At 65.9% G+C, this 15,994-nt stretch carries 14 protein-coding genes and 1 pseudogene; 2 read left to right on the plus strand and 13 right to left on the minus strand.

Features of this window, described 5'->3' with window-relative positions:
- Nucleotides 1-2: 2 nt before the first annotated feature.
- The 4 genes from LJ725_RS04050 to LJ725_RS04065 all read right to left on the minus strand — a co-directional run bounded on the left by LJ725_RS04050 (nucleotide 3) and on the right by LJ725_RS04065 (nucleotide 4,503).
- The gene (locus tag LJ725_RS04050) at nucleotides 3-1,103 is read right to left on the minus strand and encodes an ABC transporter ATP-binding protein (RefSeq protein WP_230549327.1); all 1,101 of its coding nucleotides are present in this window, start codon (nucleotides 1,101-1,103) and stop codon (nucleotides 3-5) included.
- A gap of 7 nt (nucleotides 1,104-1,110) precedes the next feature.
- Complete coding sequence (locus tag LJ725_RS04055; protein WP_230549328.1) at nucleotides 1,111-2,019, minus strand: carbohydrate ABC transporter permease; 909 nt, start codon at nucleotides 2,017-2,019, stop codon at nucleotides 1,111-1,113.
- Nucleotides 2,019-2,948: a carbohydrate ABC transporter permease gene (locus LJ725_RS04060; RefSeq protein ID WP_329958337.1), complete on the minus strand. Its 930-nt coding sequence runs from the start codon at nucleotides 2,946-2,948 to the stop codon at nucleotides 2,019-2,021. The genes LJ725_RS04055 and LJ725_RS04060 overlap by 1 nt, the downstream gene beginning before the upstream one ends.
- Before the next feature lie 214 nt (nucleotides 2,949-3,162).
- On the minus strand, nucleotides 3,163-4,503 hold the full coding sequence (locus LJ725_RS04065; protein ID WP_230549329.1) for an ABC transporter substrate-binding protein: 1,341 nt from the start codon (nucleotides 4,501-4,503) through the stop codon (nucleotides 3,163-3,165).
- Between the two features lie 275 nt (nucleotides 4,504-4,778).
- On the opposite strand from LJ725_RS04065, the gene LJ725_RS04070 reads away from it, so the two are divergent.
- Entirely contained in the window at nucleotides 4,779-5,957 is a 1,179-nt protein-coding gene (locus LJ725_RS04070) for an aminotransferase (protein ID WP_230549330.1), read from the plus strand.
- A 16-nt stretch (nucleotides 5,958-5,973) separates the two neighbouring features.
- Here LJ725_RS04070 and LJ725_RS04075 read toward each other — a convergent pair.
- Nucleotides 5,974-6,326: pseudogene (locus tag LJ725_RS04075) on the minus strand (DUF2200 domain-containing protein).
- Nucleotides 6,327-6,384: 58 nt separating this feature from the next.
- Here LJ725_RS04075 and LJ725_RS04080 point away from each other — a divergent pair.
- Nucleotides 6,385-7,257 carry an alpha/beta fold hydrolase gene (locus LJ725_RS04080; protein WP_230549331.1) on the plus strand — a complete coding sequence of 291 codons (873 nt, stop codon included), beginning with the start codon at nucleotides 6,385-6,387 and terminating at the stop codon, nucleotides 7,255-7,257.
- Here LJ725_RS04080 and thiD read toward each other — a convergent pair.
- From thiD to tolB, 8 genes are all read right to left on the minus strand, one after another.
- Nucleotides 7,250-8,041, minus strand: a complete 792-nt coding sequence (gene thiD, locus LJ725_RS04085) for a bifunctional hydroxymethylpyrimidine kinase/phosphomethylpyrimidine kinase (protein WP_230549332.1) — start codon at nucleotides 8,039-8,041, stop codon at nucleotides 7,250-7,252. The genes LJ725_RS04080 and thiD overlap by 8 nt on opposite strands.
- Entirely contained in the window at nucleotides 8,038-9,387 is a 1,350-nt protein-coding gene (glmM, locus tag LJ725_RS04090; protein WP_230549333.1) for a phosphoglucosamine mutase, read from the minus strand. The genes thiD and glmM overlap by 4 nt, the downstream gene beginning before the upstream one ends.
- A 10-nt stretch (nucleotides 9,388-9,397) precedes the next feature.
- Nucleotides 9,398-10,171: a dihydropteroate synthase gene (folP, locus tag LJ725_RS04095; RefSeq protein ID WP_230549334.1), complete on the minus strand. Its 774-nt coding sequence runs from the start codon at nucleotides 10,169-10,171 to the stop codon at nucleotides 9,398-9,400.
- Nucleotides 10,172-10,212: 41 nt separating this feature from the next.
- A complete protein-coding gene (ftsH, locus tag LJ725_RS04100) occupies nucleotides 10,213-12,150 on the minus strand; it encodes an ATP-dependent zinc metalloprotease FtsH (protein ID WP_230549335.1) in 1,938 nt (645 codons plus the stop codon).
- 17 nt (nucleotides 12,151-12,167) lie between these two features.
- Nucleotides 12,168-13,253: a tRNA lysidine(34) synthetase TilS gene (gene tilS / locus LJ725_RS04105; RefSeq protein WP_230549336.1), complete on the minus strand. Its 1,086-nt coding sequence runs from the start codon at nucleotides 13,251-13,253 to the stop codon at nucleotides 12,168-12,170.
- Nucleotides 13,250-13,990, minus strand: coding sequence for a tol-pal system protein YbgF (gene ybgF, locus LJ725_RS04110; RefSeq protein ID WP_230549337.1), 741 nt, complete (start codon nucleotides 13,988-13,990; stop codon nucleotides 13,250-13,252). Before ybgF ends, tilS begins: the two co-directional genes overlap by 4 nt.
- A gap of 135 nt (nucleotides 13,991-14,125) precedes the next feature.
- The gene (gene pal, locus LJ725_RS04115) at nucleotides 14,126-14,587 is read right to left on the minus strand and encodes a peptidoglycan-associated lipoprotein Pal (RefSeq protein ID WP_408015716.1); all 462 of its coding nucleotides are present in this window, start codon (nucleotides 14,585-14,587) and stop codon (nucleotides 14,126-14,128) included.
- A 76-nt stretch (nucleotides 14,588-14,663) separates the two neighbouring features.
- Nucleotides 14,664-15,986, minus strand: coding sequence for a Tol-Pal system beta propeller repeat protein TolB (gene tolB / locus LJ725_RS04120; protein ID WP_230549338.1), 1,323 nt, complete (start codon nucleotides 15,984-15,986; stop codon nucleotides 14,664-14,666).
- Nucleotides 15,987-15,994: the final 8 nt, after the last annotated feature.

Consider the following 15,994-nt stretch of genomic DNA (forward strand, 5'->3'; position numbering starts at 1 on the left):
GATTAAAGCACCTTGCCGGTGCTGTCGTCGATCAGATGCATGTTGCTGAGGTCAGCCCTCAGTTTCATGGACCGCGCCGCTTCCGCTCCCGCGTTGGGATTGACGCGACCGCAGACCTCCCGGCCGTTCACCGTGAAATAGACCAGCGTCTCCATGCCCATCGGCTCGACGACGTCGATCACCATATCGAAATCGTGCTGGTTCGATTCGGTATGCGGCTTGGTCTCGGTGATGTGCTCGGGGCGCAGGCCCAGCATCAGGCTGGGCTTGCCGACATGGGCCGTGTAACGGGCCGTGCGGTCAGCCGGTACCGGGAAGGACAACGTGTCGTTCAGGCGCACGCGCAGGGCACCTGCCGTCTGTTCGAGCTGGCACGTGATGAAGTTCATGGCCGGCGAGCCGATGAATCCTGCGACGAACTTCGTCGCCGGCGAGTGGTAGAGATCGTTCGGCGAGCCGACCTGCTCGATCAGGCCGCCGTTCATGACGACGACGCGATCGGCGAGCGTCATCGCCTCGACCTGGTCGTGGGTCACATAGACCGTAGTGGTGCGCACCTTCTGGTGCACCTTCTTGATCTCCGTGCGCATCTGGACGCGCAGCTTGGCGTCGAGGTTCGACAGCGGCTCGTCGAACAGGAACACCTTGGGATCGCGGACGATGGCGCGGCCCATGGCGACGCGCTGGCGCTGGCCGCCCGAGAGCTGCTTGGGCTTGCGGTCGAGTAGTTCGGTGATGTCCAGGATCTGCGCCGCCTGCTTCACCCGCTGGTCGATCACGTCCTTCGGCGTCTTCTTGAGCTTCAGGCCGAACGACATGTTTTCGTAGACGTTCATGTGCGGATAGAGCGCGTAGTTCTGGAACACCATGGCGATGTCCCGGTCCTTGGGCGGCACGTCGTTGACCACGTCGCCACCGATCGCGATGTCGCCACCACTGATCTCCTCGAGACCGGCGATCATGCGCAGCGTGGTGCTCTTGCCGCATCCCGACGGTCCGACCAGGACGATGAACTCCTTGTCGGCGATGTCGAGGTCGATGCCGCGCACAGCGAGGACTTCGTCGTACTTCTTGACGACCTTACGCAACGTTACCTGAGCCATGTGTCGACTATCCCTTTGTCGCGCCCGCGGTGAGACCCGCGATGTAGTAATCCATGAGGAAGGCGTAGATGATGAGCGGCGGCGCGGCGCCCAGCAGCGCGCCGGTCATGATCTGCCCCCAGTTGAAGACGTCGCCCTTGATCAGAGTGGTGATGATGCCCACCGGCAGCACCAGTTCGCTGGTCGAGGTGGTGAAGGCCAGCGGGTAGAGGAACTGTGCCCACGCGACCGTGAAGGTGAAGATCGTGGCCGCGATGATCCCCGGCAGGGCCACCGGAATGAAGATCTTGGTCAGGGTCTGCATCCAGGTCGCGCCGTCGATCAGCGCCGCCTCGTCGAGCTCCTTCGGGATCGACGCGAAGTAGCCGATCATGATCCAGGTGGCGAACGGCACCGTCAGCGTCGGGTAGAGGATGATCATCGTCCACCAATGGTTCATCAGCTGGACGCCGAACGTCTCGTTCACCCAGGCGAACATCTTGAACAGCGGGATGAACAGCAGCGTTTCGGGGATCAGGTAGGTGAGGAAGACCCCGGTGGCCAGCGTGGCCGATCCCCAGAACTTCATGCGGGCGAGCGCAAAGGCCGCGATCACGCTGATCATCATGGTCAGGATCACGACGCAGATCGACACGATCGCCGAGTTCCGGAAGAAGACCAGGAACTGGTTCTGCGAGAGCAGGTCGATGTAGTTCTGCAGGGTCGGATTGCTGATCCACCACGGGTTGGTCGCGGCCGAGATCTCCGCGCTGGTCTTCAGCGAGGTGATCAGCATGTACACCGGCGGCATCAGGAAGAAGATGGCGAACAGCACGAGGAAGAAATAGGACCAGCGGAGCGCCCAGGCCCTGTCCCGGCTCATGCTTCCGTACCTGGGGCGACTCGGCGCCCCGTTGGCGATCGATGCGTCGGCCATCAGACTTCACTCCCCCGCTTGGTGATGTCGCGCAGGATGAAGGTCGCGGCGACGGCCAGGATGGGCACCATGAAGAGCGACACGGCGGCACCGAGCGGGATGTCGCCGCCCTCGATGCCGACGCGGAACGCCCAGGTGCCGAAAATGTGGGTGCTGTTGAGCGGACCGCCCGCCGTCAGCACGCGGACGATGTCGAAGTTCGCGAACGTCACGATCAGCGAGAACAGGGCCGTGATCGCGATGATGTTGCGCATCATCGGCAGGGTCACGTACCAGATGCGCTGCCACCAGGTGGCGCCGTCGATCGAGGCCGCCTCGTAGAGTTGGTCGGGCACCGACTTCAGCGCCGCGAGATACATGATCATGAAGAACGGCGAGCCGATCCACACGTTCACCAGGATGACGGAGAAGCGGGCCCATCCCGCCTCGCCGGTCCAGGGAATGCCCTCGATGCCGAAGATCGCCAGGAGCCAGTTCAACGCGCTGTAGGACGGATCAAACAGCCACAGCCAGGCGAGCGTGCTCATGGCCGGCGGGATGACCCACGGCACGAGGAGCATGCCGCGCCACTTGCGCTGGCCCTTCGAGGGAATGTTGTGGACGAAGTGGGCGACCACGAAGCCGATGATCGCCTTGAAGATCACCGCGGTGATGGCGAACAGGCAGGACTGGTAGACGACCAGCCAGAAGGTGTCGCGGCCGAACAGGAACTCGAAGTTTCCAAAGCCTACGAAGCGGGTCATCCCCTTGTTGAGGGTCGCGAGATAGACCGCGTAGCCCGCCGGATAGGCGACCAGGATCGCGATCAGCAGGATCAGCGGCAGGGCCATCAGGAAGGCGATGGTCGACTTGCGCTGCATGAGCTTGTGAAGGCCGCTGCGCGGCTGTGCGGAAAGAGCGGCCGGGTTGCGGGCGGCGACATCTGCCATCGGGTACTCCAGGCCCGTCGGGCCGAGCGGATAACACCAGGTTGAAGAACGCTAGAAGAAGAACGCCGGGATCGGGCCGTCACGTCGAACCCAGGGGCGCCCCGCCTTAAGGCGGGGCCACCGGGTCCGTGGGACCGGTCCATGGGACCGGCCCGGACGCCCACCCCGAAGCCGACCGCCGATCCCTTTTGACGGGTCCGGCGGTCGTCTCGGCTCAGTTGCGGGTGAAGCCCTCGAGCTCCTTGGCCGCCCAGTCGAGCGTCTTGTCCATGGCCTCGCCCTTGGCGTAGCGCACGACCATCTGGGTCTGGATGGCCTGGGTGTAGATCTGCTCGGCGATCTTGTGCGGCGCGGGCGCGGCGGCGATCGAGAGCGTCTGGTGGTTGTGCGGGTTCGGGTAGTGATAGAGCGTGCCCTTCGGGGGCGACTCTTCCGCCCAAACCTTGAAGGTGGTGAGCTTCTCGAACGACGGCAGGTCGTAACCCTGCGAGGCATTCGTCATCTTCTCCGCCGAGCTCGGCTGCGAGAGGAAGGTGATCAGGCTCTTGGCCGCTGCCTGGTTCTTGCTGAAGTTCCAGATACCCCAGAAATACGGCAGGAACGGCGCGTAGCGGCCCTTCGGCCCGACCGGGAAGCCGTGCGTCCAGAGCTGCTCGGCGACCTGCGGCGCGTCGCGCTTGGCGACGGCCCAGGCGCTGGGCGGGTTCATGATCAGCGAGCCCTGGCCCGACACCAGGAACTTGTTGTTGGAAGCGTCGTCCCACGACGGCACGTCGGCCGGCAGGAATTGCATCAGCTTCTTGTAGTAGTCCAGCACCTGGCGGACCTGGTCGTTCTTCACGACGATGTCGCCCTTGGCGTTGACGAGCTGCGCGCCGAAGGCATGGAACAGCGCGCCCGCTGTATCGACGCTATCCGACGTGGTGCCAAGGCCGATACCGAAGGGATTGCCGCCCTTCTGGCAGGCTTCGGCCGCCTTGAGGAAGTTGTCGAGGTTCCAGGCGTCCGCCTTCGGAGCACCACCGACCGGGTACATCGCCTGGATGTCGATTCCGGCATGCTTCTTCAGGAGGTCAATCCGGGAGCACGGGCCCTTGATCTGGCTACCCGAAGTGGCGGGGACAGCAAGCCACTTGCCATTCAGCTTGCCGAGATACTCGACGGTGCCGTTGACCGCGCCATTCTCCTTGATGAGCGGCTCCATGACATCGTTCATCGGAACGAGCTGCTCGGAGTAGCGGGCGGGAAGCCAGGTCGAGAAGGCGAGCACGTCGTGGCCCGACTTGGCCTGCGATTCCGCGGCGGTTGTGAGCAGCAGCTTGTTGCCCTGCGAGGTGATGAAGTCCATCGAGACTTCGACCTTGTTCTTCTCGCCCCACTCCTTCACGAGGGCCTCGGTCGCCTTGTTGGCGCCTGGCACCCAGTGATCCCAGAAACCGACGGAGAGCTTGCCGGCGGCATTGGCTCCACGGACGAACGGGGCGGCCACGAAGGCTGCCGATGCGACAGCGGTACCAGCCACGAAACGACGACGACCGACTTTCCTCGAGATCATGTTTCCTCCTCAGAGCCGTTTCGAACGGCCGATTGAACCAGCCTGGATCGATGCCAAGGCGATGGCCCTCAGCGGGGCCTTGCGGGCGATGCTATGCACAAGACGCCGGGCAAGCAATTCATTTTGACATGCAAGGGCGTTGGAGGCCGGATTTGACAGGCTGCGGTGAGACTTGGATGCTCCGCGGCTCTTCGCCGGAGTGGCCTCGCCGCTCTTGCGAAAATCGACTGTAGAATAGGTTCGCCAGGCTCAACGAAAGAAGCGCACGCCTCCTCATGCATACCGTTCCGAACGTCAATCCGTGGCTCGCCGCCGTCGCCCCCTCTCCCATCGGCGAGACCAAGCGCTGGGTCCTCGCCCGCACCTTCCCCTCGGAACGTCCCCTGATCGATCTCAGCCAGGCGGTGCCGGGTTACCCGCCGGCCCTCGAATTGCGCCGGCACCTGGGCGAACTGCTGCTCGATCCGACCATGCACGGCTACACGCCGATCCTCGGCACGCCGGTGCTGCGCGAGACCTACGCCGATCATCTCACCGCATTCTACGGCGCGCCGATCACGCCGGCAGAGGTCGGCATCACATCGGGATGCAACCAGGCCTTCTGCCTGGCCCTGATGAGCATCGCCAAGGCCGGCGACCAGGTGATCCTGCCGCGGCCACACTACTTCAACCACGATATGTGGATGCGCATGCAGGGCGTCGAGCCGGTTTCGCTCGACTTCCGTCCGGGGTCAGGCGCCGTGCCGAGCGCGGAAGATGCCGAGAAGCTGATCGGCCCTCGGACCCGCGCCATCGTCCTGATCTCGCCCAACAATCCGACGGGCGCGGTCTATCCGCCGGAGACGATCCACGCCTTCTTCGAACTGGCGAAGAAGCACGGGATCGCCCTGCTGCTCGACGAGACCTACAAGGATTTCCTTCCCGAGGGGACGCGACCGCACGATCTCTTCAGCCGGCCGGATTGGCGCGGCACGCTGGTCCATCTCTACAGTTTCTCCAAGGTCTTCGCGCTGACGGGCTATCGTGTCGGCGCCGTCACCGCTGGAACGGAATTGATGGCCGAGATCGAGAAGGCCATGGACTGCGTCTCGATCTGTCCTCCCCGCCTCGCCCAGGAGGGCGCGCTTTATGGACTGCGCCATCTCCTGCCGTGGGCCCGGAACAACACTGCCGGCCTGAAGGCGCGGGCGGACCTGCTTGGCCAGGGGCTGGAACGCTCCAACCGCTGGCGCCTCGTCAGCATCGGCGCCTACTTCGCCTATGTGGAGCATCCCTTCGCCGGCACGCCATCAACCGAGGTATCGAAGCGCATGGCCGACGAGGAGAATCTTCTCACCATCCCCGGCGACATGTTCGGGGCGGGCCAGGAGCGCTTCATCCGCATCGCCTTCGCCAACGTCACGGACGACAAGATCCCGACCGTGCTGGAGCGGCTGGAGCGGTTCGGCGTGTAAGTCGACGGCGGCCGCGTCACGCCGTCCGCAGGATTTTCTCCATCGGCTTGCCCTTGGTGAGTTCGTCGACCAGTTTGTCGAGATAGCGGATCTCACGCATGATCGGCTCCTCGATGGCCTCGACGCGCACGCCGCAGACGACACCCTTGATGAGAATGCGCGACGGGTTGGGCTTCGGCGCCTCGGAAAAGAAAGTCTCGACGTCGGCATCCCTCGCCAGCTGGGCCTCCAGTGCCTTGGCGCCGTAGCCCGTCAGCCACGAGATGATGCGGTCGACCTCCGCCTTGCCCCGCCCCTTCCTTCAGCCTTCGCGACCAAGGCCGTGTAAACCCGCGCGAAGCTCATCGTGTAGATGCGGTGCTTTGCCATGGGCGCGATGCTAGCCTATCGGCCAACACCTTCAACCGAGCAGACGAGGATTCGCACCATGCCTCATGCAATCACTCCCGACGGCGTGAAGCTCTACTACGAAGAAGCAGGCAGCGGGACGCCGATCCTGTTCGTCCATGAATACTGTGGTGACTGGCGCAGCTGGGAGCCGCAGATGCGCTTTTTCTCGCGCAGGCACCGCTGCATCACCTACTCCTTCCGAGGTTATCCCGGCTCGGATGTGCCGCTGGCGGCCGACATGTATGGCCAGCAGCATGCGGTCGAAGATGCGAAGAACGTGCTCGACCACCTGCAGATTCCGAAGGCGCATATCGTCGGCCTGTCGCAGGGCGCTTTCGCGACGGCACATTTTGGCCGCTGCTACGCGGACCGCGCCTTGTCGCTCACCCTGGCGGGTGTCGGCTCCGGCGCCGGCCGCGATGGGCACGAGCAGTTCAAGAAGGACGCGGTGACGACGGCCGGGCTGATCCGCAAGGACGGAATGGCACGGTATGCCGAGAGCCTGACGACCAACCCCACGCGTTCGCGCTTCAAGCTGAAGGACCCGCGCGGCTTCGCCGAATTCACGAAGCACCTTGCCGAGCATCCCAATCTCGGCGCAGCGAACACGATGGAGAACTACCAGGGCAAGCGGCCGTCGCTTTACGACTTCGAGAAGGAATGGAAGACCCTCGACGTCCCGACGCTGATCATCTGCGGCGACGAGGACGATCCTTGCCTGCAGCCGAGCCTCTACCTGAAGCGCGTCCTGCCCAATGCCGGGCTGGCGATGTTCGCCAAGACCGGCCATGCGGTGAACATCGAGGAGCCCGATGCGTTCAACCGCGAGCTCTGGAACTTCATCGTCATGAGCGAGGCCGGCAAATGGACCGGCCGGCTGCCGGTCGCCGCGGGCGCCGGGCTCATCTGACGGTAACCGCGTGATTGAGCGGCCCGTGCCCGCGTCCGTAACCGGGCGCGGTCTCGATGGCCCGGCGGACGTAGTCGCGCGCCCGCGCCACGGCATCACGCAGCGTCATCCTCTGGGCGAGCCCGGCGGCAATGGCCGAAGCCAGGGTACAGCCGGTCCCATGCGTGCTGCGGCTGGGGATGCGGGCATCCTCGAAACGGTCGAAGCGCCCCTCGTGGAACAGCAGGTCGACGACGCGGTCACCTTCGAGATGGCCACCCTTCATCAGCACCGCCCCCGCCCCCAGAATCGCCAGCCGTTCTGCCGCGCGCTTCATGTCGGCTTCGACACGCACGGGAAATCCCACCAACACCTCTGCCTCGGGCAGGTTGGGCGTTACCAGCGCCGCCATCGGCAGCAACGTGTCACGCAGGGCGGCTTCCGCCTCGGTCAGCAGCAGCCTGTGCCCGCCCTTGGCGACCATCACCGGATCGACCACCAGTGGCGCACCGGCGGCGTGCCGGGCGATTGCCGCCGCCACGACCTCGATCACCTCGGCGCTGTGCAGCATGCCGGTCTTGAGCGCATCGGCGCCGATGTCGGTGAGCACCACCTCGATCTGCTGCGCGATGAAGGCCGGCTCGATACCGACGACCCCATGCACGCCTTCGGTGTTCTGCGCCGTCAGCGCCGTTATCGCGGTCGCGGCGAAACCGTTCATGGCGGTGACGGCCTTGATGTCGGCCTGGATTCCCGCGCCGCCCCCGGAATCCGATCCGGCAACGATCAGCACCCGACCGTTCATGCGGCCTGCCGGGGCAGCGCCTCGATGATCTCGTCGACGACGCTGCGAACCAGATCCGAATCGTCGCCTTCGGCCATCACGCGGATCAGCGGTTCCGTGCCCGACTTGCGCACCAGGATCCGGCCGCTCTTCCCGAGCCTGGCCTCTCCCGAGGCGATCGCCCTGGCCACCGGCGCCGAGTCGAGGGCGGCCGTCGCGTCGTCGACCCGGACATTCTTGAGAAGCTGCGGCACCGGCTCGAAGGCCCGAAACAGCTCGGAGGCCGGCTTGCCGGTCTGGATCAGCGCGGCCAGCGCCTGAAGCGCCGCCATCAGCCCGTCGCCGGTGGTGGCGTGGTCGGTCATGATGATGTGACCGGACTGTTCACCGCCCAGATTGTAGCCGTCGGCCCGCATGCGCTCGAGAACGTAGCGGTCGCCGACCTGGGTGCGCACGAGCCGCAGCTTGCGCGCGTCGAGATAGCGTTCGAGGCCGAGGTTCGACATGACCGTGGCAACGACACCGCCACCCGACAGACGGCCGGCCTGCATCCACTGGTCCGCAATGGTCGCCATCAGCTGGTCGCCGTCGATCACCTGGCCGTTCTCGGCGACCATGATGACGCGATCGGCATCGCCGTCGAGGCAGATGCCGATATGGGCGTGATGGGCGACCACCTGCTCCTGCAGGACGCCGGGGTGAGTCGAGCCGCAGTTGCCGTTGATGTTGAAGCCATCGGGCGACACGCCGACCCGAACCACCTCCGCACCGAGTTCCGATAGAACGGTCGGCGCAACCCGGTAGGCGGCACCATTGGCGCAATCGACGACGACCTTCAGGTCGCTGAGATCCAGTCCGCGCGGCGCCGACGCCTTGACGGCCTCAATGTATCGCCCCTGAACGTCATCCAGGCGTTTGGCCCGCCCGATGGCGGCGGCGTCCGCAAGCGTCATGTTCGATGGCGACATCACGAGCGCCTGTATCCGGCTCTCGACGGCATCCGACAGCTTGAAGCCATCCGGACCGAACAGCTTGATGCCATTGTCCTCGTACGGATTGTGCGATGCCGAAATCATGACCCCCACATCGGCGCGCATGGATCGCGTGAGGAAGCCGACGGCGGGCGTCGGGATCGGCCCCAGGAGAAAGACGTCGACGCCGACCGACAGGAATCCGGCCGTCAGCGCCTGCTCCAGCATGTAACCGGACAGACGCGTATCCTTGCCGATGACGGCGCGATTGCGATGGGCACCGCGGCGGAACACCTGGCCCGCAGCCATACCGATGCGCATCGCCATCTCGGCGGTCATCGGAGCGGTGTTGGCCCGACCGCGAACGCCGTCCGTGCCGAAAAGTGAACGAACCATGACGGCGGTTTTACCGCATCGCCTCGAAGACGGCGAGAGCCTGGCGGGTGGCCGGGACATTGTGCACCCGCACGATGGAAGCTCCGTGGCGCACGGCCTCGACGGCCAGAAAGGCCGAAGCGGGATCGCGATCCGCCGCCGCCTCGACTCCCGTGAGACGGCCGATGAAGCTCTTGCGCGAGGAGCCGATCAGCACCGGGTAGCCCGCATCTGCGAGCCGTCCTGCGCCCTTGATCAAGGCCAGTTCCTCGTCGACCTTCTTGCCGAACCCCAGGCCGGGATCCAGGGCGATGCTCCGGCGATCGACGCCAGCGCCCACGCAGGTGGCGGCCCGATCGAGCAGGAAGCGCCGGACGTCCTCGACGACGTTTTCATAGGGCGAGCCCGCGTATCGATCCTCCGGCCGCCCTCGCCGGTGCATCAGCACGACGGCCGCTCCGGCCCGTGCGATCAGCGGCAACATCGCCGCGTCGTCCCGCAGAGCCGAGACGTCGTTCACGATCCGCGCACCCGCGGCGAGCCCTGCCTCGGCAACGCTGGCACGACGCGTGTCGAGTGAAACAATTGCGCCCTGACGGGCGAGTGCGTCCACCACGGGAAGAACGCGGCGGCGCTCTTCGTCAGGAGAGACAGCCACCGAGCCCGGCCTCGTCGATTCGCCGCCGACATCCAGGATGTCGGCGCCTTCCGCGACGAAGCGCAAGCCATCGTCGATGGCCCGCGCCGGGTCGAAGCGTTCACCGCCGTCAGAGAAGGAGTCGGGCGTCACGTTCACGATCGCCATCACAAGAGGGCGATCGAGGGCGAATCCCGCGAAGCGTCGCGTCAAACGCCCGGCTGAGGCTCGGGGTTGGCGCCCGGCGCCGGGCCGGTGCTGGTCGGCACCGAGGCGCGGCGGCGGCGGTCGGAGGTACCGGCGCCGCCGGTATCGTCGCGCACGACCTTCTCGCCGCGCAGGATCGTGCCGATCTCGTCGTTGCTTAGCGTCTCGTACTCGAGCAGCGCCTTGGAGATCGTATGCAGGTCCTCAAGATGCTCCGTCAGGATCGTGCGGGCACGGCCCTCGGCCTCCTCGATCAAGCGGCGAACCTCCTGATCGATCAGCTGCGACGTCGCCTCGGAAACGTTCTGGGTCTGGGTGACGGCGTGGCCGAGGAAAACCTCCTGCTCGTTGGCCTGATAGCGGACGCGGCCGAGCTTCTCGGACATACCGTAGGCGGTGATCATGCCGCGCGCGGTCTGGGTCGCGACCTGGATGTCGCTGGCGGCGCCCGTCGTCACGTTCTCGGGCCCGAACACCAGCTCCTCGGCGAGCCGGCCGCCGAACATGATGGCGAGACGCGATTCGAGGTACTGCTTGGTGTGGCTGAGATGATCGCGCTCGGGCAGCTGCATGGTCACGCCCAGCGCGCGGCCGCGCGGGATGATCGTCACCTTGTGGAGGGGATCGCTCTTCGGCACATGCATGGCGACCAGCGCATGGCCCGCCTCATGGTAGGCGGTGAGCGTCTTCTCCTCGTCGGTCATCGCCATGGACCGGCGCTCGGTACCCATCAGGACCTTGTCCTTGGCATACTCGAAGTCACCCATGGTCACGAGACGCTTGCCGACGCGCGCGGCGCGCAGGGCCGCCTCGTTCACGAGGTTGGCGAGGTCGGCGCCCGAGAAGCCCGGCGTTCCACGAGCCAGCACACGCGGATCGACGTCCGGCGCCAGCGGCACCTTGCGCATATGGACCTTGAGGATCTTCTCGCGGCCGCCGACATCGGGGTTCGGCACCACGACCTGACGATCGAAGCGGCCGGGACGCAGCAGCGCCGGGTCGAGCACGTCGGGGCGGTTGGTCGCGGCGATCAGGATGACGCCCTCGTTGGCCTCGAAGCCATCCATCTCGACCAGCAGCTGGTTCAGTGTCTGCTCTCGCTCGTCGTTGCCACCGCCCAGGCCGGCGCCGCGGTGACGGCCGACCGCGTCGATTTCGTCGATGAACACGATGCAGGGCGCGTTCTTCTTCGCCTGCTCGAACATGTCGCGCACGCGGCTCGCGCCGACGCCCACGAACATCTCGACGAAGTCCGAACCCGAGATGGTGAAGAATGGCACGTTCGCTTCGCCGGCAATGGCGCGCGCCAGCAGCGTCTTACCGGTACCCGGAGGACCCACCAGCAAGCAGCCCTTGGGGATCTTGCCGCCCAACCGCTGGAACTTCTGCGGGTCCTTGAGGAAGTCGACGATCTCCTCGAGTTCGCCCTTGGCCTCGTCGATGCCGGCGACGTCGTCGAAGGTCACGCGGCCATGCTTCTCCGTGAGGAGACGGGCCTTGGACTTGCCAAAGCCCATCGCGCGGCCGGTGCCGCTCTGCATCTGGCGGAGGAAGAAGATGTAGACGCCAACCAGCACGAGGACCGGCAGCCAGCTGACGAAGATGCTGCCGAGGTTGACGCCCTCCTCCGCCGGACCGGCATCGACCCGGTCGACGTTCTTGATGAGCATCGGCATCAGTTGGTCGTCGGGCGGGGTGCTCGGCGCGTAGGTCGAGAACTTCTGAATGCCGTTACGCGGCTCACGGAAGGTGCCGCTGATCGTGTTGCCCTGGATACGGACATCCTGGATCTGGCGCTGTTCAACCGCCCGGACGAAATCGGAGTAGGAGATCGTGTTTCCGGGTGACCGGGTCGCGCCGCCCTGGAACACGCTGTAGAGCAGCGCAAGCAGCAGGACGATGACGATCCACAGGGCAGCGTTACGATTGAACGGGTTCACTTAGGGGCTTCCGTTAGCTAGGGCCAAGTCCAAAGATGGGTTGCGGCCGCCGGGTCGCAAGCGAAAAATGCAGCGGGAATCAGGGGCTGCCCGCCTTTCCTGCCACTTTCGGCGCGGACAATCCACACAAGCCGCCGCGAGCCGGCCGCCTGACGCAGTGCGAACTGACATCCTGACAGCGTGAAATCCCGTTCCCGGCCCGACTTCCCGCGCTCCAGCGAGCCCGACAACCGGCCCAGCGCGCGGTCCAGCCGCTCCCGCCGCGGTGGATGGCGCCCGCCGCCGATGGACCTGACGAGATGGCTCAGAAGCCGTTGTCGCAGCCCGATGGACAGCCGTCCGAACTCGTCGGGATCGAGCGTCACGGCACCGTCGTCGCGAGCCTCGATCAGCGCAACTCCGGCCTTCGCAGCAGCCACTTCGCGGTCGGTCCGCATAGGGTCTGCAACCCTTCTGGCACTGTCGGGCACGCCGGCCAACCGTAACCGGGCCCGCTCGAAGCGGGGGTCGGCGTTGGAGGGATCGTCGATCCACGCGATCCCGCGAGCCGCCAGCGTCGCCGTCAGCCTCGCCCGCCGTACCGCCAGCAAAGGGCGCAGCAGTCGCACCTCCGCCCATTCGACGAGGGCCGCCATGCCGGCGAGTCCATCCGGGCCGCTTGCCCGAGCCGCGCGCATCGCGATGGTCTCATCCTGATCGTCGGCGTGATGCGCCACCAGCAGGTGAAGGATGCCCCGCTCACGGCAAGCCTGCCGCAACAGCCGGTATCGGGCCTCGCGCGCGGCCTCTTGCAGGCCGGTCACCGGCTTGGGGCCGTCCCAGCACAGCACGACGCTGTCGAGTCCCTGTCGTGCGAGCAGTCGGGCGGTCGCCCGGGCTTCTTCGGCCGCCTCCACCCGCAGCCCATGATCGACGATCAGCGCGATGGCCCGACCGCCGCGATCGGCGGCCCACTCCTTCGCAAGCACCGCCAGGCTGAGCGAATCGCGACCGCCGGAAACCGCGACGGCAAGATCTGGATTGGTCTCGAACGGCCCGAACGGGGCCATCAGGCGCGCGAAGGCCGCTCCGTCGACGGGCGCCGTGATCGCATGGTGGCTCACCCGCAGCTGTTCTTCTGCCGCTCCTGTTCGATGCGGCGCTTCTGCAGGTCCGTCGCGCGCGGATAATCCTGGTTGAAGCGGGCGAAGACGGCGCAGGCGTCGGACTTGCGGCCCAGGTTCGACATCGTGATCCCGAGCTTCAGGAGATTGTCCGGTCCCTTCGGGCTGGTCTTGTAGACCTTGTAGCCCTCGGCAAACGCCGTCAGCGCGTTGTTGTAGTCGCGCCGGGCGTAATAGGTCTCGCCCAGCCAGTACTGCGCGTTGCCGGCGAGCTTGTTCTGGGGATTGCGCTGCACGAAGGTCTTGAAGCCGCGTTCGGCGGCGGCGTAGTCGCCCTCCTGAAGCTTCTTGAAAGCCTCGTCGTAGAGTTGCTCGCCGGCCGCCCCGCCAGGCGCGGCCCCGCCCGGTGTGGGCGCCGGAGTCGGTGAGGCTGGACCGGCAGGCGCGGCGGCGAGACCGCCCGGACGCGGTCCCGCGCCGCCCGGCTTGCCGCCTCCACCCTTCTCCAGCTGGTCGATGCGGTACTCGTAGTCGGCCTGCATCTTCTCCATCTGCTGCTGCAGCGACGCGTTGCGATGCTGAAGCTGCTCGATCTGGCCGGTCATCATCGTCAGCGTCTGCTGCAGCTGGTTCAGCCGGTCCTCGATGTAGACGGCGTCGCCGCCGCGTTGCGCCGCGGCGGCGGTCGGCAGGGCAAGTGCCAACAGGAAGGCAAACCGGGGCGAAAGGATCTTCATGAGTGACGCCATCTTCACATCAAACGCGGCCATTTTCAGGCATGACCGCCCTGCTTCCAAACGAAAAGGCTCCAAACGAAAACGCCGGTCGCATGCGACCGGCGTCTCCTGCTCGCCTCGGGGTGAGGCGGGTCCCTACTCCAGCGCGGTGATGGCGCGGCGGTTGCGTGCCCAGGCAGCCTCATCGGAGCCGACCGGATCCGGTCGTTCCTTGCCGTAGCTGACGGTCTTGAGGCGCGCGGCCGGGATGCCCTGCGCGATCAGGTACTGGCGCGCAGCGTTGGCGCGGCGCTCACCGAGCGCCAGGTTGTACTCGCGCGTGCCGCGCTCGTCGCAATGGCCCTCGATGGTGATCTGGTAGTTCGTGTACTTCTTCAGCCATTCGGCCTGACGGTTGAGAGTCTGGCGGCCGTCTTCACGGACGGTCGAGGAGTCGGTGTCGAAGAACACGCGGTCGCCGACATTCTGCCGGAAGTCGCCCACCGAGCCGGGCGTTACGGACGTGCTGGCGGCAGAGGCGGTCTGGTTGTCGTTGTTGCTGCAGGCCGCGATGAGGAACATCGCCGCGAGGGCCGACAAGGCCTTGATCATGCTCATCTTTCGATCCACTCCCTGACAGAATCGACCCGGGCGCAGGGTACGCACGGGTCGACAGAAAAGATCATATATTTCGCTACTGCGGAATCAAGGGCGACCAGGCCGGATCCGAGGCGTCGGTCGGCGTCGGCACCTGCCGCTCGAAGCGACCGGTGATGTCGACCTGGTGCAGCGACGCCGAACCCGCACGCCCCCCCGAGCTGGGCTGCTGGCGGAAGAACATCAGCACTCGTCCGTTGGGCGCCCAGGTCGGGCCTTCCACGAGGAAGCCGTTGGCCAGCATGCGCTCGCCGCTGCCGTCCGACCGCATCACGCCGATGCCGAAGCTGCCGGCCGAGATCTTGGTGAAGGCGATGAAGTCGCCGCGCGGTGACCAGACCGGCGTGGCATACCGGCCCTCGCCGAAGCTGATGCGCCGCTCACCGCCGCCGCCGGCGCTCATGATGTAGAGCTGCTGGGCGCCGCCGCGGTCGGAGTTGAAGACGATCTGCGAACCGTCGGCGGAGAAGCAGGGCGAAGTATCGATCGCCGGCGAGTTGGTCAGGCGGCGGAGCTGCCGGCCGCGCACGTCCATCTCGTAGATGTTGGTGCGGCCGTTCTCCGCAATGCTCATGACGACCTTGCTGCCGTCCGGCGAGAAGCGCGGCGCGAAGCTCATGCCGGGGAAATTGCCCAGCAGTTCGCGGCGTCCGCTGTCGACGTTCTGCAGATAAACGCGCGGCGGGCCGTTGTTCTCGCCATAGGCCATGTAGACGATTTCCTGCAGCGTCGGCGAGAAACGCGGCGTCAGCGCAATGGTCCTGCCGTCGGTGATGTAGCGATTGTTGGCGCCGTCCTGATCCATGATGGCGATGCGCTTGACGCGGGCGTTGGCCGGGCCGGTCTCCGAGACATAGGCGACGCGGGTGTCGAAGTAGCCCTCCTCGCCGGTCACGCGCTTGTAGATCGCGTCGGAGATGATGTGCGCGAGGCGCCGCCAGTTGCTGGGCTGGCTGGTGAAGGAAAGGCCAGTGGCCTGCTGGCTCGTCACGACGTCCCAGAGCCGGAAATCGACCTTGATGTTGCCGCCGACCGACGTGACCTGACCGACGACAAGGCCGGCGGCACCGACGATTCGCCAGTCCTGGAAACGCGGCGGCGAGGTCGCGTCGACATCCTTCTGGATGTAGGCGCTCGAGGGGATGACGCGAAACAGTCCGCAGTTCTGCAGGTTGTTGCGGATGACCCCCGCCATCTGCGCACCGACCGCGTCGCCCTTGAAATCGACGACGGCGATCGGCACCGGCTCGAAGCTCGGTCGGGTCATGTCGATAGTAAGCTGTGCGCGAGCCGTGCTCGCAGTGCCAACCGCGGCGAGCGCAACGCCGCCCAGCAGGGTCGTCCGTCGGGGAAGCATCATGTCGGACC

It is taken from the genome of Reyranella aquatilis (genome assembly GCF_020880995.1).
GTDB classification, from domain to species: Bacteria; Pseudomonadota; Alphaproteobacteria; order Reyranellales; family Reyranellaceae; genus Reyranella; species Reyranella aquatilis.

Coding starts and splice junctions, on each gene's coding strand:
- LJ725_RS04050 (WP_230549327.1), bottom strand. CDS start 1,103: ATGGCTCAGGTAACGTTGCGTAAGGTCGTCAAGAAGTACGACGAAGTC.
- LJ725_RS04055 (WP_230549328.1), bottom strand. CDS start 2,019: ATGGCCGACGCATCGATCGCCAACGGGGCGCCGAGTCGCCCCAGGTAC.
- LJ725_RS04060 (WP_329958337.1), bottom strand. CDS start 2,948: ATGGCAGATGTCGCCGCCCGCAACCCGGCCGCTCTTTCCGCACAGCCG.
- LJ725_RS04065 (WP_230549329.1), bottom strand. CDS start 4,503: ATGATCTCGAGGAAAGTCGGTCGTCGTCGTTTCGTGGCTGGTACCGCT.
- LJ725_RS04070 (WP_230549330.1), top strand. CDS start 4,779: ATGCATACCGTTCCGAACGTCAATCCGTGGCTCGCCGCCGTCGCCCCC.
- LJ725_RS04080 (WP_230549331.1), top strand. CDS start 6,385: ATGCCTCATGCAATCACTCCCGACGGCGTGAAGCTCTACTACGAAGAA.
- thiD (WP_230549332.1), bottom strand. CDS start 8,041: ATGAACGGTCGGGTGCTGATCGTTGCCGGATCGGATTCCGGGGGCGGC.
- glmM (WP_230549333.1), bottom strand. CDS start 9,387: ATGGTTCGTTCACTTTTCGGCACGGACGGCGTTCGCGGTCGGGCCAAC.
- folP (WP_230549334.1), bottom strand. CDS start 10,171: ATGGCGATCGTGAACGTGACGCCCGACTCCTTCTCTGACGGCGGTGAA.
- ybgF (WP_230549337.1), bottom strand. CDS start 13,990: ATGAAGATCCTTTCGCCCCGGTTTGCCTTCCTGTTGGCACTTGCCCTG.
- pal (WP_408015716.1), bottom strand. CDS start 14,587: ATGAGCATGATCAAGGCCTTGTCGGCCCTCGCGGCGATGTTCCTCATC.
- tolB (WP_230549338.1), bottom strand. CDS start 15,986: ATGATGCTTCCCCGACGGACGACCCTGCTGGGCGGCGTTGCGCTCGCC.